The sequence below is a fragment of the Microcoleus sp. bin48.metabat.b7b8b9.023 genome (genome assembly GCF_013299185.1).
In the GTDB taxonomy this organism is placed as follows: Bacteria; Cyanobacteriota; Cyanobacteriia; order Cyanobacteriales; family Microcoleaceae; genus Microcoleus.
Window position 1 is genome coordinate 1 of the sequence record NZ_JAAFKG010000044.1, and the last position, 25,561, is coordinate 25,561.

The 25,561-nt window shown below is 46.0% G+C and carries 20 protein-coding genes, 1 pseudogene and 2 CRISPR repeat arrays; of the genes and pseudogenes, 7 read left to right on the top strand and 14 right to left on the bottom strand.

Features of this window, described 5'->3' with window-relative positions; genetic code table 11:
• Positions 1-672 precede the first annotated feature (672 nt).
• Positions 673-1,887: a glycosyltransferase gene (locus tag QZW82_RS22235; RefSeq protein WP_293152950.1), complete on the top strand. Its 1,215-nt coding sequence runs from the start codon at positions 673-675 to the stop codon at positions 1,885-1,887.
• Positions 1,888-2,040: 153 nt separating this feature from the next.
• On the opposite strand, the gene QZW82_RS22240 is transcribed toward QZW82_RS22235, so the two are convergent.
• From QZW82_RS22240 to QZW82_RS22255, 4 genes are all read right to left on the bottom strand, one after another.
• The gene (locus QZW82_RS22240) at positions 2,041-2,949 is read right to left on the bottom strand and encodes a MoxR family ATPase (RefSeq protein WP_293152953.1); all 909 of its coding nucleotides are present in this window, start codon (positions 2,947-2,949) and stop codon (positions 2,041-2,043) included.
• Between the two features lie 414 nt (positions 2,950-3,363).
• Positions 3,364-4,578, bottom strand: a complete 1,215-nt coding sequence (locus QZW82_RS22245; RefSeq protein ID WP_293152956.1) for a bifunctional riboflavin kinase/FAD synthetase — start codon at positions 4,576-4,578, stop codon at positions 3,364-3,366.
• A gap of 246 nt (positions 4,579-4,824) precedes the next feature.
• Positions 4,825-5,748, bottom strand: a complete 924-nt coding sequence (locus tag QZW82_RS22250; protein ID WP_293152959.1) for an MBL fold metallo-hydrolase — start codon at positions 5,746-5,748, stop codon at positions 4,825-4,827.
• A 612-nt stretch (positions 5,749-6,360) separates the two neighbouring features.
• Positions 6,361-6,498, bottom strand: coding sequence for a hypothetical protein (locus tag QZW82_RS22255; RefSeq protein ID WP_293152962.1), 138 nt, complete (start codon positions 6,496-6,498; stop codon positions 6,361-6,363).
• Positions 6,499-7,191: 693 nt separating this feature from the next.
• Here QZW82_RS22255 and QZW82_RS22260 point away from each other — a divergent pair.
• Together QZW82_RS22260 and QZW82_RS22265 are read left to right on the top strand one after the other, a co-directional pair.
• A pseudogene (locus QZW82_RS22260) lies at positions 7,192-8,470 on the top strand (transposase).
• A 113-nt stretch (positions 8,471-8,583) separates the two neighbouring features.
• Entirely contained in the window at positions 8,584-9,513 is a 930-nt protein-coding gene (locus QZW82_RS22265; RefSeq protein WP_293152968.1) for a hypothetical protein, read from the top strand.
• Here the strand turns inward: QZW82_RS22265 and QZW82_RS22270 are convergent.
• Positions 9,481-10,059, bottom strand: a complete 579-nt coding sequence (locus QZW82_RS22270) for a hypothetical protein (RefSeq protein WP_293152971.1) — start codon at positions 10,057-10,059, stop codon at positions 9,481-9,483. The two genes, QZW82_RS22265 and QZW82_RS22270, sit on opposite strands and share 33 nt — an antisense overlap.
• A gap of 166 nt (positions 10,060-10,225) precedes the next feature.
• The gene (locus QZW82_RS22275) at positions 10,226-10,390 is read right to left on the bottom strand and encodes a hypothetical protein (protein WP_293152974.1); all 165 of its coding nucleotides are present in this window, start codon (positions 10,388-10,390) and stop codon (positions 10,226-10,228) included.
• Positions 10,391-10,623: 233 nt separating this feature from the next.
• Between QZW82_RS22275 and QZW82_RS22280 the strand changes: the two genes are divergently transcribed.
• A complete protein-coding gene (locus QZW82_RS22280; protein WP_293152977.1) occupies positions 10,624-11,529 on the top strand; it encodes an alpha/beta fold hydrolase in 906 nt (301 codons plus the stop codon).
• Positions 11,530-11,727: 198 nt separating this feature from the next.
• Here QZW82_RS22280 and QZW82_RS22285 read toward each other — a convergent pair whose 3' ends face one another.
• Positions 11,728-12,255, bottom strand: coding sequence for a DUF4330 domain-containing protein (locus QZW82_RS22285; RefSeq protein WP_293152980.1), 528 nt, complete (start codon positions 12,253-12,255; stop codon positions 11,728-11,730).
• A gap of 516 nt (positions 12,256-12,771) precedes the next feature.
• Here QZW82_RS22285 and QZW82_RS22290 point away from each other — a divergent pair.
• On the top strand, positions 12,772-13,623 hold the full coding sequence (locus tag QZW82_RS22290; RefSeq protein ID WP_293152983.1) for a M48 family metallopeptidase: 852 nt from the start codon (positions 12,772-12,774) through the stop codon (positions 13,621-13,623).
• Between the two features lie 795 nt (positions 13,624-14,418).
• Positions 14,419-15,573: direct repeats of the CRISPR family, unit length 36 nt; unit sequence GTTTCAATCCCCTTGCGGGGAAGTCGTTTGGGAAAG.
• Positions 15,574-15,650: 77 nt separating this feature from the next.
• A CRISPR array of direct repeats spans positions 15,651-16,054; the repeat unit is 36 nt; unit sequence GTTTCAATCCCCTTGCGGGGGAGTTGTTTTGGAAAG.
• A 389-nt stretch (positions 16,055-16,443) separates the two neighbouring features.
• Here the strand turns inward: QZW82_RS22290 and QZW82_RS22295 are convergent.
• The 6 genes from QZW82_RS22295 to rfbF all read right to left on the bottom strand — a co-directional run bounded on the left by QZW82_RS22295 (position 16,444) and on the right by rfbF (position 21,867).
• Positions 16,444-17,223 carry a metallophosphoesterase family protein gene (locus QZW82_RS22295; protein ID WP_293152986.1) on the bottom strand — a complete coding sequence of 260 codons (780 nt, stop codon included), beginning with the start codon at positions 17,221-17,223 and terminating at the stop codon, positions 16,444-16,446.
• Positions 17,224-17,378: 155 nt separating this feature from the next.
• The gene (locus tag QZW82_RS22300) at positions 17,379-17,525 is read right to left on the bottom strand and encodes a hypothetical protein (protein WP_293152989.1); all 147 of its coding nucleotides are present in this window, start codon (positions 17,523-17,525) and stop codon (positions 17,379-17,381) included.
• 373 nt (positions 17,526-17,898) lie between these two features.
• Entirely contained in the window at positions 17,899-18,645 is a 747-nt protein-coding gene (locus QZW82_RS22305; protein WP_293152992.1) for a DUF1995 family protein, read from the bottom strand.
• A gap of 149 nt (positions 18,646-18,794) precedes the next feature.
• Entirely contained in the window at positions 18,795-19,526 is a 732-nt protein-coding gene (locus QZW82_RS22310) for a cyclase family protein (protein ID WP_293152995.1), read from the bottom strand.
• Positions 19,527-19,720: 194 nt separating this feature from the next.
• Positions 19,721-20,785 (bottom strand): acyl-CoA dehydrogenase family protein, encoded by a 1,065-nt coding sequence (locus tag QZW82_RS22315; RefSeq protein ID WP_293152998.1) that lies wholly within the window; start codon positions 20,783-20,785, stop codon positions 19,721-19,723.
• Positions 20,786-21,093: 308 nt separating this feature from the next.
• Positions 21,094-21,867 carry a glucose-1-phosphate cytidylyltransferase gene (gene rfbF, locus QZW82_RS22320; RefSeq protein ID WP_293153001.1) on the bottom strand — a complete coding sequence of 258 codons (774 nt, stop codon included), beginning with the start codon at positions 21,865-21,867 and terminating at the stop codon, positions 21,094-21,096.
• Between the two features lie 365 nt (positions 21,868-22,232).
• Between rfbF and QZW82_RS22325 the strand changes: the two genes are divergently transcribed.
• Both QZW82_RS22325 and QZW82_RS22330 read left to right on the top strand, forming a co-directional pair.
• Positions 22,233-22,772: an RNase A-like domain-containing protein gene (locus QZW82_RS22325; RefSeq protein ID WP_293153004.1), complete on the top strand. Its 540-nt coding sequence runs from the start codon at positions 22,233-22,235 to the stop codon at positions 22,770-22,772.
• Positions 22,769-23,068, top strand: a complete 300-nt coding sequence (locus QZW82_RS22330; protein WP_293153007.1) for a contact-dependent growth inhibition system immunity protein — start codon at positions 22,769-22,771, stop codon at positions 23,066-23,068. The genes QZW82_RS22325 and QZW82_RS22330 overlap by 4 nt, the downstream gene beginning before the upstream one ends.
• Positions 23,069-24,219: 1,151 nt before the next feature.
• Here the strand turns inward: QZW82_RS22330 and QZW82_RS22335 are convergent.
• Positions 24,220-25,548, bottom strand: coding sequence for a beta-xylosidase (locus QZW82_RS22335; RefSeq protein WP_293153010.1), 1,329 nt, complete (start codon positions 25,546-25,548; stop codon positions 24,220-24,222).
• Between the last annotated feature and the right edge of the window lie 13 nt (positions 25,549-25,561).

Below are 25,561 nucleotides of genomic sequence, written 5' to 3' on the forward strand. Positions count from 1 at the left end.
TGTAGGGGCAATCCCACGCCAGGTTGCCCCAATTCCTGAAATGCTTGCAAATCATCGATAAGGAGGGTAGGCACGGGGGCACTACCCCTACAAAACCCTGGTTTCCCTGAGAATGAAATAGCCCTGCAAATCCAATATTTTTACTCGCAATCAAACGTTTTATACGATTCAAGAATTAGACAAACTCTTTGCTGCGATCAATTACGTGTTTCAACAGTGTGAATTGCTGCTGGATGCTGAAATAGCGAGTCATAATTGAAAAGTAGTATAGCAATCCTCGCATCATTTTCATAATTATTGTAGGTTTTTTTTAAGAACCCGGTTGCCCCGATAGATAGGTAGGGTGGTTTTATTGTCTGGATAGGAAATTTTAAACTACCAAAAGTATTGCTCAAAAGTCGGCTCGCACTTGGGCGAAGGTACGTAGTTGGGCTTTAGCCTCCTTTCCTAATATTATAAAGAGGGCTAAAGCCCAACTACATACCTAAATAGCAAAAATGACTTTACTAGCCCAGGCGTCAAATAAAATATTATAAAGTCTCAAATGTGGGGAGTGATTCGCTTTCTCTACGATCGCCCTTGCCACTCCCCATCCCACCAAAAGCGATCGCCCTTCACCTCCCATAAGGCTAGACTGGTCTAAGTTTTACCATAAAAATTTCTACCCCGTTCATGAACATCGCCTATCTAGTCAACCAATACCCCAAAGTCAGCCACAGCTTCGTCCGCAGAGAACTCCTGGCTGTCGAAACTTACGGCATCAAAGTCGGGCGTTACTCGATCCGATCCTGCGAATCCGAACTCGTAGACGGCGCAGACAAACAAGAACAAGAATTGACCAAAGTCATCCTAGGAGTTGGCGTACAGGGCTTAGCGTTGGGCTTACTCCGCACTGCCGCAACTAGGCCAATTCGATTCCTCGAAGCTTTGCGCTTAATGTTCAAAGTTGGCTTACACTCGGAACGCGGGATTTTGCTGCATCTGGCTTATTTCGCAGAAGCTTGCATTCTTTTAAACTGGTTCGCAGAATCCGGTACCACACACGTACACGCCCACTTCGGCACAAATTCCACAACTGTTGCAATGTTATGCCGCGTGCTCGGCGGCCCGACATACAGCTTCACCGTTCACGGGCCTGAAGAATTTGATAAAGCTACACTTCTTTCCTTAGATGAAAAAATTAAACGATCGACCTTTGTAGCAGCAGTTAGTTCCTTCGGCAAAAGTCAGCTTTTTCGGTGGTGCGATCGCGCTTATTGGTCAAAAATCAACGTCATACACTGCGGTGTCGATGCAGCATTTTTAGCCGCACCCCACGTCCCCATACCCGCAGCACCCCGCTTAGCCTGCATCGGGAGACTCAGCGAACAAAAAGGTCATTTATTACTACTAGAAGCCGCCAGCAAGCTAGCTGTTCAAGGCTTGGAGTTTAAATTGGTATTTGTTGGGGACGGGCCGCTGCGAGCTGAAATTGAGCAGCAGATTGCACAACTCAATCTGCAAAACTATATAGAAATTACCGGCTGGGCCAGTGGCGATCGAGTTCAGAAAGAGATTTTAGCTTCCCGCGCCATGGTATTGCCGAGTTTTGCTGAAGGTTTACCGGTCGTAATTATGGAAGCCCTCGCCCTCAATCGGCCCGTAATTAGCACCTATGTTGCTGGTATCCCGGAGCTCGTAGAACCCGGTGTTTGCGGTTGGTTAGTTCCTCCCGGTTCCGTAGAAGCATTGGCTGTTGCTATGCGTGCGGCATTGGAAGCACCTTTGGAAAAGCTAGAAGAAATGGGGAAAATAGGAGCCGAACGGGTTGCTCAACAACATAATGTTGATATAGAGGCAAAGAAATTAGTGGCGCTATTTCAAGCATCTATTGAACAATCATCATAATATAAGAAGACCGGGCGGTTAAAACCGCGTCGATACAGACGAAACCCGCCTCCGCGGGTTGAAGAATTGGCGATTTCAACCGCCGAATTATCTTTAGTCCGCGGAGGCGGACTTTGTTTGTGTAGACGCGGTTTCAACCGCCGTCTTATCTTTTTAAGGAATAGGAACAGATTTCAACAACTTATCAACAATCGTCTTCGCCTTCCTTCCCCCCGCCGGAATCAAACGGTGAGAAAGTACGTGCGGTGCCAAATATTTCACATCATCAGGAGTCGCATAATCCCGGCCCTCCATAAACGCCAAAGCCTGAGATGCGCGGTGCAAAGCCACTGCACCACGGGGACTCACGCCTAGAGTAATCTCTTCATCCTGGCGAGTCGATCGCACCAAATCCACAATATACTGCTTCAAAGAGCCTTCCACCTGCACCAAAGCACACAAACGGCGCAATTCCTGCACCTCTTCCAACGAAATACAAGGCTGCAAATCCTCAACAGCAAAAGTATCAGACAGCCGTTGCAACATTTGCAACTCTTCCGACGCAGCGGGATAGCCCAACGTCAAAGACAAGGTAAACCGATCCATCTGCGCTTCCGGTAGCGGAAAAGTGCCTTGATATTCGATCGGGTTTTGAGTCGCAATCACAAAAAACGGCGCCGGAACATTCCGAGAAACTCCATCTACCGTCACCTGCTTTTCTTCCATCACTTCCAGCAAAGCCGACTGAGTGCGAGGCGTCGCCCGATTAATCTCATCTGCCAGCAAAACATTAGCAAAAACTGGGCCCGGCAAAAACTCAAACTTGCCGCTGCTAGGATTCCAAATATTAGTACCGGTGATATCGGTTGGCAACAAATCGGGAGTACACTGAATGCGTTGAAACTTCCCATCGATCGATCGCGCTAAAGACTTCGCTAACAGCGTTTTTCCGACACCAGGCACGTCTTCCAGCAGCGCGTGTCCCCCGGAAAGCACGGCTACCAGCACTAAGCGAATAGCATCCGCTTTACCGACAATTGTCTTGCCTAGATTTTGTTTGAGCCGCTCAATATGTTCTCTCATATCCCTGATTTTTAAGTAGAAGTCATCAGTCATTAGTCATTAGTCATTAGTCAGTTGGTAGGGTAGGGGCGGTGCCCCCGTGCCCGCCCTCTCTCTCTCATTAGTCATCAGCAAGGAAGAAAAGAAGGAATTAAGAAATACACAGCTAGCTTTTTAGCGTTCCGCATTTTACGTTACTTACGTTAATTTACTTGGCTAATTGCTAGTTGTTAATTGCTTGTTCTTTTATTCTCATTCAGCCTGCGCGGACGCAAGTTTGTGTAGTAGTGATTTCAATCGCCCAAGCAAAACTGTACGCAATGAATTGACAATTCGGACGATGCTCGGAGTAACGTCCCACAATTATTTTTCTTGTGGGATGGCTTTGAGCATCCTCCGAAAATTTGATTAATAAATATTTTGGCAAGATATATACTAACCATTAGCAGCTAACACCTTTCTAGCAACATCACAATCTGCCTGAATTTGATTTTTGAGAGCATCTAGAGAAGCGAATTTTTGTTCGGGTCGCAAAAATTCTATCAAACTTGCGCTCAATGTTTGACCGTACAAATCCCCAGACCAATCTAACAGGTGAACTTCTACAGTGAGTTGCAGGCCGTTTACCGTCGGGCGGCAACCAACATTCATCACTCCATTTATGAATGATAAATCTGATGCTGGGCGCGGAATTAGAGATTGGGGATTTTCCCACTTATAGGCAGAACTTTCATCTTTTTTGATGATTCCGCCTCCATCCTTCACCGAGACTTGCACCGCGTACACGCCAAAACGCGGCAAAAATTTTTCCGGTGGCAGTTCGATATTAGCAGTCGGAAATCCGATCGTCCTACCCAGCCGCTGTCCGCCCACCACAGGCCCCACTAAACTGTAAGGCCGCCCCAGCAATTTATTCGCTTTTGTGAGGTCGCCGGATGCTAAACCTTCGCGGATCGCGGAACTGCTGATTCGATCGCCCTCAGCGCAATTGTGCAGGGGTACAAGAGCAACATCAATACCGTAACCCGAGGCGATCGACTGCAAATCCACAGCCGTCCCAGCACGTCCGCGTCCGAACCGAAAATCTACCCCCACACTAATTCGACTCGCTTGCAGTTGCCGCACCAGAATTTCCTCGACAAACTCAGCAGCAGTCAATGCCGCCAGTTCTCGATCGAACGGCAGCAGCACAAGTTGCTCGACACCCATTGCTGCGAGCAATTCTACCTTTTCTGCCAGAGGTGTCAGCAGTTTTTTGGGTTGACCTGTAAAAAATTCTTGCGGGTGGGGATTGAATGTCACCACAGTACCGTAAAGCCGATCGCCCGCGTCACAATCGCGACCAGAGAGGCTGTTGCCCTCTGCCCGGGGGTGGGCACCATTGAAATTCAGGGCGCTGCGGGCTGTTTCCGGCAGTGCTGCTGAGTCGTTTTCCCAGCTTGCCGGATGTTCGCCTTCCAAATTTTGAGCTCTGCCAGCGTTTGGGCGCAAGTTTTGCCCCGACGCAGAAACCGTCGCAGAAGTTAGCCCCGGCGATCGATTTAAAATTGGCTGCACGACTTGTTGATGCCCTAGGTGCAAACCATCAAAGTTTCCCAAGGCAACAGAAGTTGGAGTCAGAGCAGCGGTTGAAGAAGAAGTTATCCACACGCTTAAGATTTTGCCATACTTAGCCAGATTGCGATCGCCAGTCGATTTTAGATTTTAGATTTTAGATTTTAGATTTTAGATTTGACTCCACAGAATCGATCTGGGAGTTAGAACTTCAATCTAAACTTTTTTGTTCTCTGCGACCTAAGCCAGGGCTTGTATCCGTCTTTAACTCAGGTCAGCCCTCACTTAAATTTTAGATTTCCGACCTCAAGATTTCCGAACCATCTGGCAATCTCAAATCCATCACGCAGGCACTTTAGGGGCTTCCACCGACCCTTCAGACGACCCTTCAGACAAATCCTTGTTTTGAGGAGGTAGCAACTGTAACGACAAACCTTCCCGCGCCATCAAACTGTTCGGGAATCTTTGAGCCACTTGTTCTCCCACCTTGTCTAAAAACTCGTCATTGTGCAGCGGATCGTGGTGAAAGATCACCAACTTTTTGACATTAGCAGCCTTTGCCACCTTCACAGCTTCCTGCCAAGTCGAATGTCCCCAGCCAACTCTGCTAGACTTTTCCGAATAATACTCCTCATCCGTATAAGTAGCATCGTAGATCAGCACCTCAGCATCGCGAGCCAAATTCAGCACATTTTCGTCCAAACGATCGGGAAAATGTTCGGTATCAGTCACGTAAGCAGCCGCATACCCCCGCCAGTTGACGCGGTAGCCGATAGCTTCACCGGGGTGGTTCAACAAAGCTGTTTCCACCTTAATCTCTCCGATTTCCATGGGCTCACCCACCTCTATATCGTTAAATTTCAGGTCTGCCCCCATAATTTGCAGGGGCACCGGAAAATTAGGGTGGAGCATCTGGTCGTTGAGTCGCTGCTGGATAGTAGCTTGATTAGGAGTAGGAGCAACGGCACCATAGATGTGAAAACAATTGCCCTTAATAAAAGCTGGTACAAAAAATGGGAATCCTTGAATGTGATCCCAGTGAGTGTGAGTAAAAAACATATGAGCTTCTACGGGCATCTGCGACAGGAGAGTTTGTCCCAAAACCCGCAATCCAGTACCGCCATCGAAAATTAGGCGGCTGTCACCCACTCGCATTTCTATACAGGGCGTGTTGCCCCCGTAACGTACTGTTTCAGCTCCGGGAGACGCTATACTACCTCTAACGCCCCAAAAGTGAACCGTAAATTGGTTTTGCATACTAGACATGGGTTTTCCTGCAAGATTGTTCCGGCGAGCCATCGATAAGGTGTTTACATATTTAGTAAGGGCTTTTCCATCAAACCCAAGCTTTTTGACGGTCGAGTTCCCCACTTGTTGGAAGTGCCAAGAGTCTCGCTTCCCAGAAAATGCAAAACTGTTGGGCTTGATAACAGAGGAATAAATTACAAGGTAGACTGATGAAGTCTCGATCGTAACTATTCTTTTTCTCTCTTCACTAGCGTAACCTCCGCAGACACACTTTGGGGCAGGAGTTTGACCTGATTCTAATCTGGCAGCCGCTGTTTTCGGATCTCTGGACTTGGCGAGTGCGCTAGCGCGGTGGGTTGTTGCCGTTCCTACTTGATATCTCGTCCGGTCGATCGACCGTAATATATGCTACCGGAGCGCGTTTGCACCCATATTTGGCAGAGCTTGCGGATGAGCGTGACTGCGGGCCCCTACAATAAATTACAGTTAATTTTAACCGACTTAAGACGATCGGCCCATCAAACCCCTGCCCCAAGCGTCAGGGACTGCTGTCGATCGCCCGGTTTTATTAACTGAACTCCCTTTAAATTAACCAGCCTCATCATTATAAATCTCTTTCCACAGGATTCTTCAACCGGCGATGCCGCCATCCTTGGAACTATTGCCGTCCGATTCCCAGTGACTGGAACTTTTGCCCGATCGCTCCCTAAAATAAAAAGGAAATTCTCTGCGGTCGTACTCGATCGAGGTCGTACCGAGGAATGGCATTTGGTCGTGCCAACTTAATGCCCTACCTCAAAAAAATATCAGGACACCAGGGTTTAAAACCCCGTCCTAAAAGGACGGCTTGTAAATCTTTGTTGCAACACAGTCAGTTTTATGCTAGGAGGTCTAGTATAAGGAAATAGGTAAATGCCATGCTAGTTTTTGAGTTTAAAGCCTACGGAAATAAGAGTCAGTTTGCCGCAGTTTTTGAAGCAAGCTGATGGCAACGCATCTGTTTGTTGGCAACGCTCGACCCAATTTTTGTATTCTTTAATCTAAAATCGGAAATGGTATGACACTGGGGGCAGCGAGATCCCGGGCTCTTGGCAAAAGGCTATATTTTCGTCGCGCGGTTCTCGGAGGGCGAATTCCAGCACTCAAAATATCCGAAATTTCTGAAATTTTCAATTGTTGTGTCTTTTGCCGGCACCGAACTCCGATCGCCCTCGGTCTCAAGAGTAGGTTAGAAATATTGGCGAACTACCTGTCGTGATTTTCTCAACTATCTTCAATAACTCTTTTTGGGGTAATGATTTCTCGGAATTCGACGGATTTGTGGCAGTCACCATGAGTGGGAATTTCAGGTATTATAAAACTTCATTAAGATTCTAAGCATCAATAGACAATGGTAGTATCATATAGTCAAGAGAGCCAACTGAGAGAATTATGGCGAGAGTTAAAAAATGGAGAGTCTGAATGCAACTAGCAGAGAGACACATCATTAAATCCACCGAAAATCGTTTTGTTGAAATTGACGGGCTAGCCTTTAAATCAAAAAATTTGTACAACGCGGCTAACTACGTTATTCGTCAGAGTTTTGTCTATGGATGGGGTTACATTAATTACAACGAAATGAACCGTTTGATGAAGTCTCATCAAGCATACAAAGACTTACCAGCCAAGGTAAGTCAACAAGTATTGATGATATTGGACAAGAATTGGAAGTCTTTTTTTGAAGCAATCAAAGCTTACAAAACGCAGCCCACGAAATTCACGGGTTGCCCGAAATTACCAAAGTATAAAGATAAAGTCAAGGGTCGGAATATTCTTATTTATACAATTCAAGCGATTAGTAGCAAGCAACTAAAAAAAGGAATTATCAAGCTGTCCGGTAGTAATATTTTAATTAAAACCAAAGTAAAACCAGAGCAAATTTGTCAAGTTAGATTGGTTCCCAAATGCGATTGCTATGTAATTGAGGTAGTTTACAATGAACCGGAGTCCACCCTGGATGAAAACCCAAAAGAATTAGTAGCTAGTATTGATTTAGGATTGAATAATTTAGTAGCGCTAACTTCAAATCAGCCGGGATTTGTCCCTTTACTGATTAACGGGCGACCACTGAAATCAATTAATCAATTCTACAACAAGCGTAAAGCCCATCTACAATCTCAGCTAAAAGGTTCGCGTAAAACCTCATCACGGATGCAACGCCTAACTCGTTGTCGAAACCAGAAAATCGATAATTACTTGCACTCATCCAGTCGTGACATCATCAATCTTTTAAGAGAACTCAAGATTGGGACTCTGGTAATTGGCAAAAATGTACAATGGAAAAACGAGATTAATTTAGGGAAACAAACTAATCAGAACTTCGTAACTGTTCCTCATGCTCGATTGATTGAGATGTTGGAATATAAGGCTGCATTGGTGGGAATAAAAGTGATGGTGCAGGAAGAATCATATACTTCTCAATCCAGTTTCCTGAATTTAGACCCGATTCCTGTTTATGGGGAGAATGGTGCCGATCGTGTCAAGTTTTGTGGTAAACGAATTAAGAGAGGATTGTACAAAACATCGAGCGGTAGATTAATTAACGCCGATGTCAATGGCTCTTATAATATCTTAAGAAAAGCAATCCCAAATGCGTTTAGCAATGGGATAGGTCGTGGGCGTAGTTCAGCCAAGGCGGGTCAATCCGCTCGAAGTAAAAGTGAAGGGGGAGGGACTCAACGCCTCCCATGTCATGTCATAAATGCCTATACTTTTACCAGCTATCCTAGAGTCTAAGACTCTAGTTTGCCAAGAATCTAAATTAGTGCCAAAAATGACTGGATAACTTAAAGTTATTTGTGCAAAAAAGTAAGTATGAATCAATTTAAAAAAACTACAACCAAGCTGCATCAAACTGTAGCGCAAGAGTCCGATCGCACTTGGGAACTCGGTCAGCGACCACCCATCGACCTGTCCTTGGACTTGGCTGATGCTGGTGCTTTGAGGACATTTAGCCGTCTAGACGATCGCCCGCAGGAAACCCCAGAGAGAACCGAAAAAAAACGCCGGAGGGTGGATGGGAAGAGCAATCGAGCTCGATCGCCTGTGGTTTCTAGCGCCTTTCTCAAGTGGCTGCTACCGCGTTTGAGTCGATCGAAAGGTGGGTTGGCGGCTTTCACCCTGGCAGCAGTTTGGGGGTGGTGGAACAGTCAGTTATTGCTTTCGACAGGGCTGGGGATCGCAGCGATGATGCTGGTTTACCGAGGGCAGTCCGGGGAATGGCAATTGCTGCGATCGAAAGCCGAGCAATTTTGGGAGGGCCCGAACCGCCGGTTGGTTGTAGCAGTCGGCGCCGGCGGGATTGCGACTCTGGGTGCTTACATGAGTTTAGGGATTTGGGAGGATTCTGAGAGCCACTGGACGGCTTTGAGCCTGATTTTGCAAAATTTTGGCACGATCGCGATTGCAGGGCTGTTGCTGCGCCAAGCGCTGAGTCTGGGCTCCTCAAAAGATGAAGATGAAGCAGCGCTCGATCGAATCTTGGGAGATTTGACTGATGCTGACCCTGTGAAGCGTTTGATTGCTGTGCGGCAAATGACCGATTTGGTGAATCGGGGTGGGTTTAAGCGCGTGACTTCTGTTAAAAGTTGGAGCGCCCGGGCTCGGGCTGCCGAGTGTTTTCGGCTGATGTTGAGTCGGGAACCCGAAGCTATAGTCCGCAATGCCATTCTTGAAGGTTTGCAGACTTGGGACGACACTTATGGCGTTGTTTTAGAGTCCAAAAATAAAGTCATCGACTATTAGCTGACCGTCAAAAGCATAAAATGTAATGCGATGAATATTCGGGGCTTTGACGCGCAGGGGTGTGTTGGGCGCGATCGGAGAATTAGACCCTGCCAGATTGGGCGCTGGCATTTCATCTTGAACGATCGGGTTGCCGTCGATGTCGCAAGCAGATAAAACCGTTCGCCGCGAACTGGTGACAAGTCCTGCTACGCTGCGAACTGGATACTTGAAACTTACTTCTATTAGTCCGCTTTTTGGGGCACCCATTAATACTGTTGAGCCAGAAACCGTTAGGAATGCTGGGTTTGAAGGTTGGATGGCGACGGCATTGCTAAAAGTCACTCCCCAATGGGCAAACTGGTTTTCTACTACTTCAAAGCATTTCAATTCTTCTAAAGCTAGGCGAACCATTCCCGGTGCGCTGACGCGCGATCGCACATCTAACCCTGAACCCGATCGTTCTGGAGTAGCGACCAATGTCTGTTTGCCGTTTAAATCCATGCTTCGACAGGCAGTATCAAACTCTGCAAACCCGTCAGCTAGAAGACTTTTTGCATCAACCATAAAACCCTCGCGATCCCGTTTCCTAAGCAGTTGCATTTTTTATACCTCCCTGATATTAGTTGTTTCTTGTGTTTTGGAATTGATAGCGGCGAGGCTCGTGATTTCATTGCCTGCAATCAGAGGTATGGAAAACCCATCGCCCGCCTTTTAACAGAAACCTTCGACATTAAAAGCCACTGCTCCGTAAAATATGGTAATTAATTATTTGCGATCGGCGATCGGATGTAAACCTGCCGCGATTAAAAGCTAGATCTGATACCGCTGCTTTCCGAGTGCCTGCTTTCGGAGTCGGCGAACCGACTTGATTGTGTTGAGGGGTCTTACCCATCATTTTGTTATTATCTCCGATCGCAAGTAGTTTGCAACGGTGAGGATAACTGCACAACCTGGGCGCGCAGATCGCAAAACTTAGTTGCTGTGTGTAGTTTCAGGCTTCACTTGTACTAAAATAGATTGAAATCAATACTGAATCTTTACAAAAACGGCGCCAGCTTTGCAATCTTTTTAAATAAAGACGAGGCGACCCGCGAAACTCTACAATCTCACAGCGATTGAGGCTTATTTATGCTTGTTCCTCTCGGCTTCGGTCAGCGATCGATAGTTACTTCTCTCGGCAGAATGGTATATTACACTGCTGAAAAAATGCCTTGGATCGGATTGCCGAACTCAAATTCGGAAAATCTACCTAATTTGGTATTTTTTCACGGTTTTGGGGGCGGGTCAAGTGCCTACGAATGGTCGAAAGTTTATCCGGCTTTTGCAGCGGAATATCGAGTCTTAGCACCGGATTTAATTGGTTGGGGGCGATCGGAACATCCCCAAAGAAATTATCAGGTGGAAGATTATATCACATCTCTGATTCAATTTATCGAAAAAACTTGCGGAAGTCCTACCGATGTGATAGCTTCTTCGCTGACTGGGGCGATCGCGATTCGAGCTGCGATCGCCCGCCCGGATCTGTTCAAATCGCTGATTTTGACGATTCCCAGCGGTTTGTCGGACTTCGGACAAGATTACGGCAGCAGTTTCTTCGCTAAACTCGTCAACACGCCAATTTTAGATCGGTTGCTCTACAGTACGGGCATTGCTACAGATGGCGGCATTCGCAGCTTTTTAGAAGAGCGCCAATTTGCCGATTCCCGTCGAGTGTACCAAGAAATTGTCGATGCTTATCTAGAATCTGCTTTAGAACCAAATGCAGAATATGCAGCCTTATCTTTTGTGCGGGGAGATTTGTGTTTTGATTTGTCACTTTATATCACTCAGCTAACAACACCGACAGCGATTATTTGGGGTGAAAAATCTCAGTTTACTAGCCCCGAGATTGGCCGGCGGTTGGCTAATCTCAACGCGGAAGCAATTAAGGTTTTTCAAACTCTGGAAAATGTGGGTTTGACTCCGCAGTTGGAAGTTCCGGCTGTGACTATTGGTTTAATTCGACAGTATTTAAGGTTGTTTTCTCAGGAGTAAAGAAGAAGGTACGTTGTTGGGCTTTAGCCCTCTTCGCGAATATAAGATAAGAGCGCTAAAGCGCAACTACGTACCTAATTTGATAATTACAACTGTCAAACTAATCAAGGTACGTTGTTGGGCTTTAACCCTCTTTAGATATACGTCTAAAGAGGGCTAAAGCCCAACAACATACCTATTTTACTGTCAACTAACTGACTATTCTTTAACTCGCACGTCGATGACGCTGGCGTTGAAAATGTATTTTTTGCCTTCAAGTTCGAGAGTAGTTCCGATTTTGACTTTCATGTTTCCTAAAACCGGGCCGTTTTCAGTAATTTGACCTTTCCCCTCTAAAGTAAATCTCATATTTCTGCTGAAAGATTCTTCTTCTCTAGGATCTGGGACAGCTTTTAATGTGCCGTTGGGCTGAGGAACTGCGAGGGTTCTAGTTATGGTTTTTACCTCTTTGATTGTAATCTGACCGGAGGGCTGGTTGCGGATTACTACGTTGATTTTATCGCCGGCTTTGAACAACTCTTGAAAGTTTGTGCCTTTGAGTCCGATCGCAATTGCATCCATTTCTACGGTTTTGACGCTGGCGCCGCCGACTTGGGCCACCGAACCGCCGGAAGTGCCGGGAAAGAAGAAGATGCCGACTGCCACCAGCAGCACAATCATTGCTGCACCTATGTCTAGAATGCTGAGTTTACCGAACAACCGGCCTTGAGAATCCAAAATTTTCATAAATCGCCTATAGACTGACAGCGACAGGAGTATCTGTACAAGCCAAAAGATATTACCACAACGATCGCCCAAAATCCGCAGAACTTGGAGAGTCGGGAGATGGCCAGACGGGGAAAGTGGTTAAAATTTGGCAACAAGTTAAAATAGCAACTAAGCGGCGTTATATTTCGTCTGCCGATTTAGTGACTTTTTGAGTTTTTGCTAAAAAAACCGGGGCGGTTGAAACCGCACCTACACAGACAAAACCTGCCTCCGCAGGTTGAAAAACAGATGGTTGAAATTATAGCCTTTCTCAAAAATATGAGGTATGACTGGCAGCCCACACAACCTTTAAACTAAGAGGGCTGAAGCCCAACAACGTACCTCATCTTTCTGAGAACCGTTATACATTATTTTCTTCAGTCTCTTAGAGAATGACTTTATTTTTGTAGGTGCGGTTTCAACTGTACGTCTTATCTCCTTCTTCCTTCTTCCTTCTTCCTTCTTCCTTCTTCCTTCTTTTAGGGCGTATAAATCATGTTAAAAGGTTTTTGGTTGACTTGTCGGCGTAGTTGTGGCCGGGGGATTTATCTATTTTTGTCGGTGATTGTGGCTGCGGGTATCTGCGTAATTTCCCCACAACCGACTCAAGCATTTTCTTTGCCGGAACTGATTATGCGGGGGATTCAAGTTATTCAATTGTCGAATATGTCCGATCGCCAGGAGGTGGCTGTTGGCCGACAAATCAACCAGCAGTTGGTGAATAGGGAGTTTAGGGTCGATCGCGATCGGGCTACTACAGCATACATCAACCGCATCGGTCAGCGGCTGGCCCAAGAAAGCGATCGCCCGGATATTCCTTATACTTTTCAGGTGATTGACGATAACAATATTAATGCTTTTGCGACGATGGGCGGTTTTGTTTATGTGAATAAGGGTTTGATGGCGGCGGCGGATAATGAGGCCGAATTAGCAAGTGTCATCGCGCATGAAATCGGACATATTAGTGCTCGCCATTCGATCAAGCAAATGCGTCAAATGGCGATCGCATCTGGTGTAGCTTCTGCCACTGGGCTCAGTGGTTCTAGGGCGGTACAGATTGGGGTAGAGTTGGCTTTGCGTCGCCCTCACAGCCGTCAAGCTGAGTATGAGGCGGATCAGTTGGGTTTGCAAACCATGGGGCGATCGGGCTACGCTCAATCTGGGATGGTTGATTTTATGAAAAAGTTGCTTAACAAGCCTTCTCCACCAAGTATTTTGAGCACTCACCCGGCTACTAGCGATCGAATTGCTGCGATTTCCCAGGCTATGGATCCGGATCTGGCTAGCGGTGAAGGTTTGAATAATGCGGCTTACAAGTTGGAAATGCGTCGGCTGTTGCGATCGTAGATCCGGCGATTAATAACTATTGTCTTCTCTTTTCTTACTTCGCGCCCTTTGCGTCTTCGCGGTTGGTTAAACAATAAATCTGGTTGATTGAGTGCGTTAGCAGTGGGTAAGTTGCGATTAATCAGAAAGTGGGTTATTCCGCTGTCACGCAAATCTCCGTAGGGGCTCTCGCATTCGGGCGACAATCTCAGATAAAAACCCGAATAAAAATATCCGAATGCGAGAGCCCAAACCACACAAATAAACCCCGTAAACCTCATCTATCCTGAAGTGAATCGCTGTATCTGTTCAATAAATCGGGGTAGAGTACCGTGTTGGAAACAATTTTGCGATGTTTGACCCTCATTAACTGATTTCCCCCGATTTTACGAATCGCTCTCACCCCAAATACCACCAAAAATCGGAATTCGCGCGCCGGAGGGTGAAGCATTTGGACATAAAATATCGCATTTTTTCCTTGAATTGTCGCCCAAATGCTTCACCCCTACATCTCGGTCACAAATAATCAGAAAGTGGGTTATTCCGCTGTCACGCAAATCTCCGTAGGGGCTCTCGCATTCGGGCGACAATCTCAGATAAAAACCCGAATTAAAATATCCGAATGCGAGAGCCCAAACCACACAAATAAACCCCGTGAACCAAAGCAATCCTGAAGTGAATCGCTGTATCTGTTCAATAAATCGGGGTAGAGTACCGTGTTGGAAACAATTTTGCGATGTTTGACCCTCATCATTAACAGATTTCCCCCGATTTATTGAGCGGATACGTTTGATCGTTGTATGAACAACGATGACTGTTTCAATCCCCTTGCGGGGAAGTCGTTTGGGAAAGTGAAAAGCAAAAACAGCGCCGAAAGGAAGGCTGTCATGTTTCAATCCCCTTGCGGGGAAGTCGTTTGGGAAAGTTAAAGGTGCTTTAACTTATGAATTAAAGACCCGTAAAGTTTCAATCCCCTTGCGGGGAAGTCGTTTGGGAAAGCGGCAGCACTAGGTGAAGAAGAACCAACAGTCCAACCAAATTGTTTCAATCCCCTTGCGGGGAAGTCGTTTGGGAAAGTCCCCAGTCAAGCTTTATCTAAAAATAAGATTCGTTTTAAGTTTCAATCCCCTTGCGGGGAAGTCGTTTGGGAAAGAATAATCAGGAATAACAAATGAATCTTGCACCAGGTCAAAGTGTTTCAATCCCCTTGCGGGGAAGTCGTTTGGGAAAGTCAAAAACTGGAGATTGATCTCATCCGGGAAACTAACGTTTCAATCCCCTTGCGGGGAAGTCGTTTGGGAAAGGCGTACCCGGAAGTTGTCGATTATATAGACAACGGTGATGTTTCAATCCCCTTGCGGGGAAGTCGTTTGGGAAAGTCGTCTGTTGTACTCCACGAAGGAGCAACAAAGGAAGAAGGTTTCAATCCCCTTGCGGGGAAGTCGTTTGGGAAAGGCGATACCAGTAGTTTTAGAGGCTGGAATATTGGTAAGTTTCAATCCCCTTGCGGGGAAGTCGTTTGGGAAAGTTGTTCTGGTAACTGTTTTTGGCTTTGTCTCAGCACTTTGGTTTCAATCCCCTTGCGGGGAAGTCGTTTGGGAAAGCGAAGAAAAAGCTCTAGTCGGGTCTTCTCTTAGGAGCGTTTCAATCCCCTTGCGGGGAAGTCGTTTGGGAAAGTAAACCCACTGGCACTCGTGTCGTCTCGTCTTCATCAAGTTTCAATCCCCTTGCGGGGGAGTTGTTTTGGAAAGGAGCGATATATGCTAATCTACGAGTAGCAAGTTTCAATCCCCTTGCGGGGGAGTTGTTTTGGAAAGAGAGAAGCTACTGCCTGGGTATCAGGTTCAGATCTTCATGTTTCAATCCCCTTGCGGGGGAGTTGTTTTGGAAAGAAGTTACAGATTTTAGGCGTTTTGGGGTTTTGGTTTTTAATCAGTTTCAATCCCCTTGCGGGGGAGTTGTTTTGGAAAGCTTTTCCGGCGAATCCGGGTCTTCCTGCCACCGGATTCGCCGGAAAAGCCAATATTTTTGACTTATTTCAAGTCGAAGTTTCAATCCCCTTGCGGGGGAGTTGTTTTGGAAAGATCATCATCACCATCCCAAAGTCTGAAAACGTGTTTCAATCCCCTTGCGGGGGAGTTGTTTTGGAAAGTGATGCTGTCATTGTTGATGCTACACCAGAACAGATGTTTCAATCCCCTTGCGGGGGAGTTGTTTTGGAAAGACTAACTGTAGAAATTGCGGTCCCAAAAAAGGCGAAGGCGGAGTTTCAATCCCCTTGCGGGGGAGTTGTTTTGGAAAGTGCCCACGATTTTTACCACAATGTCACGGAACCAATTAAAGTTTCAATCCCCTTGCGGGGGAGTTGTTTTGGAAAGTTTATACCAACTTGGATCTCTTGTTAGATTCATAGAAAGTTTCAATCCCCTTGCGGGGGAGTTGTTTTGGAAAGAGTTCGGCTACAAACCCTTACCCAGAGAGCGTTCCAGACGCCAAATCGACGCACCGTTTTTTCACTCTCAATAGATGGGGGTCATCTTCAATAAGCAGAGGATTGAAAAAGCCCAAACCTAGACTACAAAGACGATCGACGCACCTCAACGAAAGAATCAGGGTTTCGTCGATCGCCCACCTAGATCGAAATCGCTTGCAGTAATGAAACCAACCGCAGCCGATCGCCCACCTAGATCGAAATCGCTTGCGGTAATGAAACCAACCGCAGGCGATCGCACAATCTATTCAATTTTCAAAGTTCCGCGTGAAAACTCTGGCTTTCCACTACTACAAACAATAGAGACTTAAGGAGAGATTGTCAAGCTTTTCCAAGCACTTCGTTTGGATTTAAGCTTCCTGTTGGACAACAGAGCTCAATTGAGCTTTCGACTGAGCTTTTGGAAGTGGAATCTGCGGCTTCAATTGTCTGACAACTTCATCAAACGGCAAAATTCGGACTTGATTGTTAAACACATTTACCTGATAAACTCTGCGATAACTCAAGTCAAATCCAGTCAGCCAGCCACTTTTTGGATGATAAGCCCCCGTGTCAATATCCAGCCACCCTTGGCCCCTGACTAATTCCCCAGGCCTCACCCCCTCAAAGGTAAACGTGATCGTGTGACCGGTAATAATTAATTTATCAGGAAAAAACGGTTTCGGCATCGCATGAAATTCCTTGCGAATCCAGCACAATTGTTCGATCGACTGTTTGTCAATTGGCATGGTAGGATGCACGCCCGCGTGCACCAGCCAGATATCCCCTAAGTCTAAATGCGTTGGGAGCGATCGCAACCACTCTAAGTGTTTGTACGGCATCATGCCTGTATCCTTGTAACTGGCGACAGTCGCATCCCCACCGCTGTACAGCCAAGATTGCCACGCCCGCAAATCCACTGAGGGCCCCGACAAAGCATCTAACATTAGTTGTTCGTGGTTTCCCAGCAGGGTTTGATACCGGCTTTGCTGCACGAAATCTAATACCTGAGCGCTTTTCGGCCCGCGATCGATTAAGTCTCCTAAAAAATATACGCGATCGTCCGAACTCGGGGCAAGTGCCTCTAGTAAAAGCATTAATCCATCGTAATGCCCGTGTACGTCCCCAATAACAATGCGCCGGTGCTCCACTGTGTTTATCCGTTTTTCTGACTCGAAACCTTAATTACTAGCCTATAGCATCTGATTTAGCTGCTATTTCCTCCGACCTTTTGCTTAGGAGGGGTGTTACCCATTATACAACTTTTATAAATTTTTTGTAAAGTTGCCTAATTCTGTTTGCGTAGTTACCGATCGCAACACTGAGAAGTTATCCCAGCTTTCGGTATAGTTAAACAGTTGACAGTTGACAGTTGACAGTTGACAGCGAAGTGATAAGAACCGAGATTTAAACTCCGTTCCGATCGCAATCTGCCTGAAGGCAGGGGCTTCAAACCCCTGCTATTCGGTGAAGTACAAAGATACCCTAGAAACACGGGAGTGCCTTCTCCTGTGAATCTTTCAGAGATATTGATAACCGCTGTTAATTGTCCTGTGGCAATTGCTACTACCGAGTCATACCATTTTTCTGTGAAGCGACATAGAATCTGATCCCCCCTAACCCCCCTTAATAAGGGGGGGACAAGAGTTAGTCAAAGTCCCCCTTCTTAAGGGGGATTTAGGGGGATCCGGATATGTGCAACGACCCATTAAATTGGTATCAGTCGATTTTAGATTGACTCAACAATTATTTTACGGTGTAGGGTGCGGCAGCCATCAGTCGATCGAGCAAATCGAAGATAACTCTAGCTAACGCATTCTACAATGCTATTGAGTCAAAGCTCTGAGAAAAGTCTGCATTTCTGCTAAAAAACCTTTCTTTTTTAGCGGTTTTGCCGGTGCAGTCGAATCCGGATCGGCGATTCCCATAGCTTTCGCTAAAATCCTTTCTAAATCGTCTCCCACAGGTTTTTGGGCAGTTTCCGAAATTAATTGGTATTCGTCCTTTATTTCCAGCCAGACTTGCCACGGTTGTGGATAGCAGCGGAATAAAGCCGCCGTATCTAGCGGTCTGATATAGTAACAGGATTCGATTTTGCTCAGGAATCGATCGCGCAACTGACGGCCTGCATACCCTATACCTATAGTAGCAACATCTTCCAGGCGCGGGTTGAGCAAGATCACAGGGCGGCCTGCCGCAGCTATGTAAAGTTTTTCAACTTGCGACACCTCTACCGCCGCCGGATTCACCAGCAAAAACAGTTCATCTTCCGGTGCTATATTATCTTCAACAGGAGTGCGGCTGCTGCCCAAATCACTTATTTTAAAAGGTACTTCTCCCCAATCGCGACGGGCGAGGGCGGCTGCACCAGCATCGGGAAAAAAGACTTTCATTCCCGAGTGGCTTTCCTCAAATTCTGGTAAGAATTGTTGCGTGATAGACTGTGCTTGCAGGGCGATTTCGGGAAAGACTAATTCGACTTGCAGGAGATTCTTGCCATCCGAGAGGGCGGCGGCGGTGGCAATGCGCGATTGGGCGATCGCATCATTGAGATCGTTGGGGAGTTCTGTCATTAATCTTATTATTCGTACTCGACTTCTCTCAATCTAATTTTACCGCATTCAGAACGCTCAGCATAGAAATTTTAATCTTCAAAAATCATCAAAATTTTGTGGGCGGGCTTCTAGCGGGCCGGAAATATGCAATTCAAATATGCCACAGCTTAAGCCACAAAAGCTAACACCGACACGGGCGAACCGGAACCTCCCAAAAGACGTAATATTCCGATCGCCAAAGTGAAGTCTGCCGCAGGTAAAAAGTGGAGGTTTGCCAGATTTTCCAGCACAATTCGCTGCTGTTGCAATACCATTTTATTCACAGCAAAACTTGCATCTTGTCCCGGATCGACTCCGTGAGTGTCAATACCAATTCCCGCAATCGATCGCTTTTCTAGCAAAAATTGAGTTGCAGCTTGACCAAATCCCGGAAAGTGGCAAACTCCGCCTTCGTCAGGATTGAAAAATGCTCGCCGATCGTGCCATTTGGCTTGCCATCCAGTATATAATAGAACTATATTTTCCGGTTCAATAAATTTGTGCTGGCGTTCCCAATTCAATATATCATCTATTGTTAAAGTGTAATCGGGATTGGCAAGACATTGCTCCCGAAGGTCGATCGCAATTCCGGGCAAAACTAGAGACTGCGGCGCACAACTATCAACACTCGCGCCTGCTGGATCGAAAGTATTCGGTGCATTGATGTGAGTACCACTATGTTCTCCCATCGAGAATTTTCGCAGGAAATAGCCGTTTTTGTCTATTTCAGATACTATTTCAAATTCCGGCGCTGAATCTCCCGGCCAGATGGGAATCTGTGGATGAATTGGATGGCTTAAGTCTATAATGTCGCGGTAGGCGATCGTCTTTAAATTGTCTGAGTTAAAGTTGTTTGTCATCGACACAAAAACTCACATTATATTAATGGTACGGTGCGTCATATCAAATCCCGTAGCATCGTCCTGTATTAATCTCTCTATTCTCTCTCTGTGTCCTCTGCGCCCTCTGTGGTTAAATCATTCCGGTACAGCCTGATTGAATATCAGCCATTAGTCGATCGCTCTCATCGAAAATCCGGCATAGCTGACGCACCCTACAAATCGACAATGCGATCGAGCGTAGCTGCCATCACATCCTTTGTTTGCCCGGAAACAGTATACACCAAAGCCTCTCGATAAACTCTTCCAGCCGGGTGCAGCCTACCATTAGCCGCACCGCTGGAAACCACCACCGCAGCGTGCCCGCACCGCACCGCCAAATCAATAGCTTCCGCTCGGAGCGCTAATTGTTCCGCTTTTGAGCTATGTTGAGATTGTAGGAAATGCTGTTTTAGCCGATCGAGCTTCTGCTCCAATTTTGTGCAAGCCACCACAATCGCAGGCGAATCTTTAACTATCGCCGCCGCTGCAATTACATCCAATCCCGCGCGAATGCAGCCAAAAGTCACCGGCACAAAATTCAGGATATTTTTGCTATCATTTTCCGCAATCCAACCGACAGCTTTAACCGAAATTATTTCCGATTCATGCAACAACCAATTATTAAGACTTGCTGTCACAGTATTAGTCGAGTTCATCGCGATTAACGGCATGATTTCGCTGACAGCTATTTTACCAGATTCCCGTTCAATATTAGCAAAAGGCAGCAAACCAAAAACCGCGCGATTGTCTGGAAGTACCGCGGCCACAATAAACTTGTCAAACAAGCCAAAACCAGTAATCCAAGGAACATTCCCCGACAGTAGATAGCCATCTTTTACCGGAGTTGCCGTAACTGCCGGATTGCCAGATCGCCTCAAATGCGAAAACCCAACACCCAAGCGTAACTCTTTTTGGGCGATCGCGCGCAAGTATCTGCCTTTGAGCATTTCATTCTCGCTGCTAGCAATCATCGCAGTCGCGCTGTGGTGCTGAGTTTGCAGGAAAGACAAAGCCCCAGAATATCGCGCAGTCAATTCCTGATATTGGTAAAAAAGCTCCGGTGGAATGTCCGCGCCGCCCCATTTTTGGGGAACACGCAACGCTAAGAGCGATCGATTTTCCAATCCTAAAAGTGCTGTTTTCAGCGCTTCTGAGTCACTGTCGATAATTTCCGCGCGGGGTGCAACGCACTCTTTCAAATAACTTTCCGCGCTATCAAGAATATCTTGAAAATCCATCTTTTATAATTAATTTTATATACCGATTATCAAAAAAAATGAGGTACGTTGTTGGGCTTTAGCCCTCTTATATTATATAGTAGTAAGCGAGATCGCATCAAAAAATATTTACATTAATACCTCATATTTCGGAGCGATATTATATAGCCTTTCTCAGAAAGATGAGGTATGACTGGTGGCTTGTATAACCGCTGAGACTAAGAGGGCTAAAGCCCAACAACATACCTAATCTTTCCGATCAATGCTATAGTTATTTTTTATGATAATGATTGTGGGACGGGCATCTTGCCCGTCCCAAAACTCACTTACTACCAAACTTTCCAAGGAGCATTGCCTTCATCCCAAAGCTCGTTTAAATACTTATATTCCCGATAAGTATCCATCGCATAAAAGAAGCCTTCATGGCGGTAAGCCATCAACTGTCCATCTGCTGCCAAACGTTGCATTGGCTCCTGTTCTAAAACACAATCATCTCCACCCAAATACTCAAATATCCGGCGGTTAAATATAATATATCCAACACTAATCCAGCCGTCTATTTGAGGTTTTTCAGCAAATTCTCGTACTTGACCTTCACTGTCAACATCCAAAATTCCAAAACGCGAAATCGGGCGAAATGTAGTTACAGTTGCCAGCTTACCGTGAGACTTGTGAAACTCCATCAATTTATCGATATTGACATCAGCAACTCCATCACCATAAGTCACCATGAAATTCTCGCCATCGATATATTTCTCGATCCGTTTTACCCGCCCTCCCGTCATGCTTTCTGCACCAGTATCAGCCAGCGTTACATGAAAATTTTGTTCGCGATGTTCCTGCTGATAAGTGATGGTATTTTTCCGTCCCAGACATATCGTAAAGTCATTGTTCATGGCTTCATAATTCAGGAAATATTCTTTAATCATGTTGCCGCGATAGCCCAAGCAGACAATGAAGTTTTGGAAGCCGTAGTGGGCGTAGATTTTCATGATGTGCCAAATAATCGGGCGCCCGCCGACATCAACTAAAGGCTTGGGGCGAAATTCTGTTTCTTCTCTCAGACGAGTACCAAGACCGCCCGCTAGGATGACTACTTGCATTTTTTCACCTTTTGAAAACTTATCAATTAATCTATCATCAATTATCTGGGATTTTTTCAAAGAATTATTAATAATTTCTCAGATTGAGTGAAGCTTTGTAAACCCTAAAAAAATCCTATTCTAAATACAATGTAGGGTGCGGACTGTGCATCGCGCACTTAAATGGTGCGTGCAATTCCTAACTCAGTCTGTCCCGGACACATCAACCTCAAAGAAACCGGGTTTTTCACCTAATTTGTGGGTGAGAGCGAATAATTTTCGTGAAAAAACCCGGTTTCTAGCCAGTGCGTCCAGGACTATCACTAATGCTAAACTAGGAAACAGACAAAAACATTAGACAACTATACTGAACATCAAAAACAACAATGAAAAGTCAACTCGATCGCCTAAAAAGATTTTTAGGTATAATCTGCGCGATCGCCTCAATTACAATTTTATTGCACTCGGCAACATCCGCTGTTGGTGGCGCTGTTTTTGCAGGGGAGGTCTCAAATATACCACAAACCACCATAGCCTTTGTCCCTCAGATACCGGGCGGCGGATTGGATGTTCACGAAGCCGCAGGAGGGCATACTTTAGAGAGACACGTTGGTAAAACAGAAGGAGAACTAGCACAGCGACTCGGACGAGAAATGGAAATTTCTGCGGCATCTTCCTTTGCTAGCCGTTCCATCGCTGAAGCCGCGATTGCGGAAGCAATGTACAAACAGAAAAGTGCGATCGACTCCTGGGTGAAAAAAGGAGGCAATCGTTATACGATCGACTACAACGCCAACAGAATAATTGGCATTAGCCTGCGCCGCCGTTCATCCAAAGCAACTCCAGTCTCTCGCCTAAAAATTGTCCTCCAGCGCAGCAAGAAATTACCTCCCGGATACTTTATTCTCACCGCTTATCCCCAATGATCGATCAATTTCCTAATTTAACCCAATTTTTCAGTTCCTACTTTCACCAAGACTGGCCGCTAGAAGCTGACACTCCCAGCCAAGCAGTCAACAACTATTTGAACAGCGAACCCCCCGAAAGTATTGAAGCTGCATCGCAAGAACTCGCTCAACTGCTAGAAATGCCGATTTCAGAACCAGATTTAGAAACCTTCATCCTCGATGAATTAGGCTGTTACTATGACGCACAATCGGAAAATCAAACCGTCAGAGAATGGCTAGAATCTGTGCAAAAATCTTTGACAGATCGCAGTTAATTCGGCGGTTGAAACCGCGACTACACAAACCAAGTCTGCCTCCGCAGACTAAGAGATAGAGGAATATTTAAGCCTGATTTTTTTGTAGATACTGCCTACTCTTTAGTCTCGCGTTGGGCGGACATCGTTTGTGTAGTCGCGGTTTCCAACCGCCGGGTTTCTAACCGCCTCGGATTTCAAATTAGATCGCACATTTCTCTCAAATCCCATATTTCTTCGTCCGCGAAGGCGGACATCGTTTGTGTAGTCGCGGTTTCCAACCGCCGGGTTTCTAACCGCCTCGGATTTCAAAATAGATCGCACATTTCTCTCAAATCCCATATTTCTTCGTCCGCGGAGGCGGACATCGTTCAGAGAATGGCTAGAATCTGTGCAAAAATCTTTGACCAATCCTAGATGATTCGGCGGTTGGAAACCGCGACTACACAAGCCAAGTCTGCCTCCGCAGACTAAGAGATAGAGGAGTATTTAAGCCTGATTTTTTTGTAGATACTGCCTACTCTTTAGTCTCGCGTTGCGCGGACATCGTTTGTGTAGTCGCGGTTTCCAACCGCCGGGTTTCTAACCGCCTCGGATTTCAAATTAGATCGCACATTTCTCTCAAATCCCATATTTCTTCGTCCGCGAAGGCGGACATCGTTTGTGTAGTCGCGGTTTCCAACCGCCGGGTTTCTAACCGCCTCGGATTTCAAAATAGATCGCACATTTCTCTCAAATCCCATATTTCTTCGTCCGCGGAGGCGGACATCGTTCAGAGAATGGCTAGAATCTGTGCAAAAATCTTTGACCAATCCTAGATGATTCGGCGGTTGGAAACCGCGACTACACAAGCCAAGTCTGCCTCCGCAGACTAAGAGATAGAGGAGTATTTAAGCCTGATTTTTTTGTAGATACTGCCTACTCTTTAGTCTCGCGTTGCGCGGACATCGTTTGTGTAGTCGCGGTTTCCAACCGCCGGGTTTCTAACCGCCTCGGATTTCAAATTAGATCGCACATTTCTCTCAAATCCCATATTTCTTCGTCCGCGAAGGCGGACATCGTTTGTGTAGTCGCGGTTTCCAACCGCCGGGTTTCTAACTCTCAAATCCCATATTTCTTCGTCCGCGGAGGCGGACATTGTTTGTGTAGTCGCGGTTTCCAACCGCCGACTTTTACTTGCTAATAGTCAACAAATAACCTTCATGGACATTGACATTAGGAACAACATAAGTCAAATTATTACCAACAACCGAAACACTTTCTTCTTTAACCGCAACTAGCTTTTGCACAGCGCCTTCGAGATTGTTAGGAATCTTCTCTAATTTGAGACTAACTTTTTGACCGCTTTTAATCCCAAGCTGCTGCAAATTCACAAGATTCAAGGTAACGGTTGTGGCTGAGGAATAATTGCGATCGAAATAACCCAAAAGTACCTGTGCTTTACCTTCGGGATTTGACTTGCTAGCTAAGGCCACAAGACGATCGCGATCTGACCGGCTCAGCACCCGCGAATTTACTCCATCAGCATAAGCTTTGTAAGTCCACCAAGCAGCCCTCGGCTCAAAAGTATTCGGTACAACCGTCCCAGTCAGGGTATTGTTGAAGCAATTACTAACTTTTTTACCTACGGTTGTATCCCAACAGGCTCTGCAAGCACCATCCGCTCTTGCATACTCTAAGTTAGACAAATAACCTAAAATTTCCCCCGGCTGATACTGCGCTAATTCTCCGACAATTTCGTTGACATAAATCTTTTGCAATTTTAGTTCCTTGTAAAAGGGACTTTGTTGAAAATTGCGTTTAGCATCAAATACGTGATCGTCAACAAATAAAATTATGGTATCATTGAGTTCGTGCCAAGCTAGGAAATTTACTTCCAGTTTGTTCGCTTTGCAGTAATCCAAAAAAGCCGCGAGATATTCTTTGTTGTAAGTGCTGATGCTCGGCCCGCCAATCATCGCTGACGGCCCCAATTCTTGCCGCAAGATTTTGTAAGCTCTTTTGTAAGTTTCAAAGAATTGTTCTCTGCTACCTTTCCAAAATGGATTTGCTAAATCTGGTTCGTTCCAGATATCCCAAATAATTTTTTTGCCTTTATTTTGTTGTGCTAACTGTCGGATGAATGCTTCCCACGCGGGGTAATTTTGATAGGGCCAGCCTTTGGGATTGCTACCGTAGCCCCACAAGTCGCTAACTAATAGTTGAAATTCGGCTCCGCTGGCGATTACTCGATCGTACACATCGAGTCTTCCGGCGCGCCACAGCTTGGGCTGCAAGGGCTTAATCGAGCTATCGGGGGGCTTGCTGGGGTCGATTCCGTGCAAGAAGCCGCTCATGGAGGTGATACCGGTGGCTGGTTGTCCAAAATCGACTGTGACGTGCGATCGCATTTGGGCAATAGTTGGCTGCTGCCCAACATACGCGATTAACAGGACTGTTACCAAAGTTAAGCAAATTGGTAGCAGCTTATTAATTGGTTTGAACTTGAAGGTGAATTGCATATTGTATGTGGTT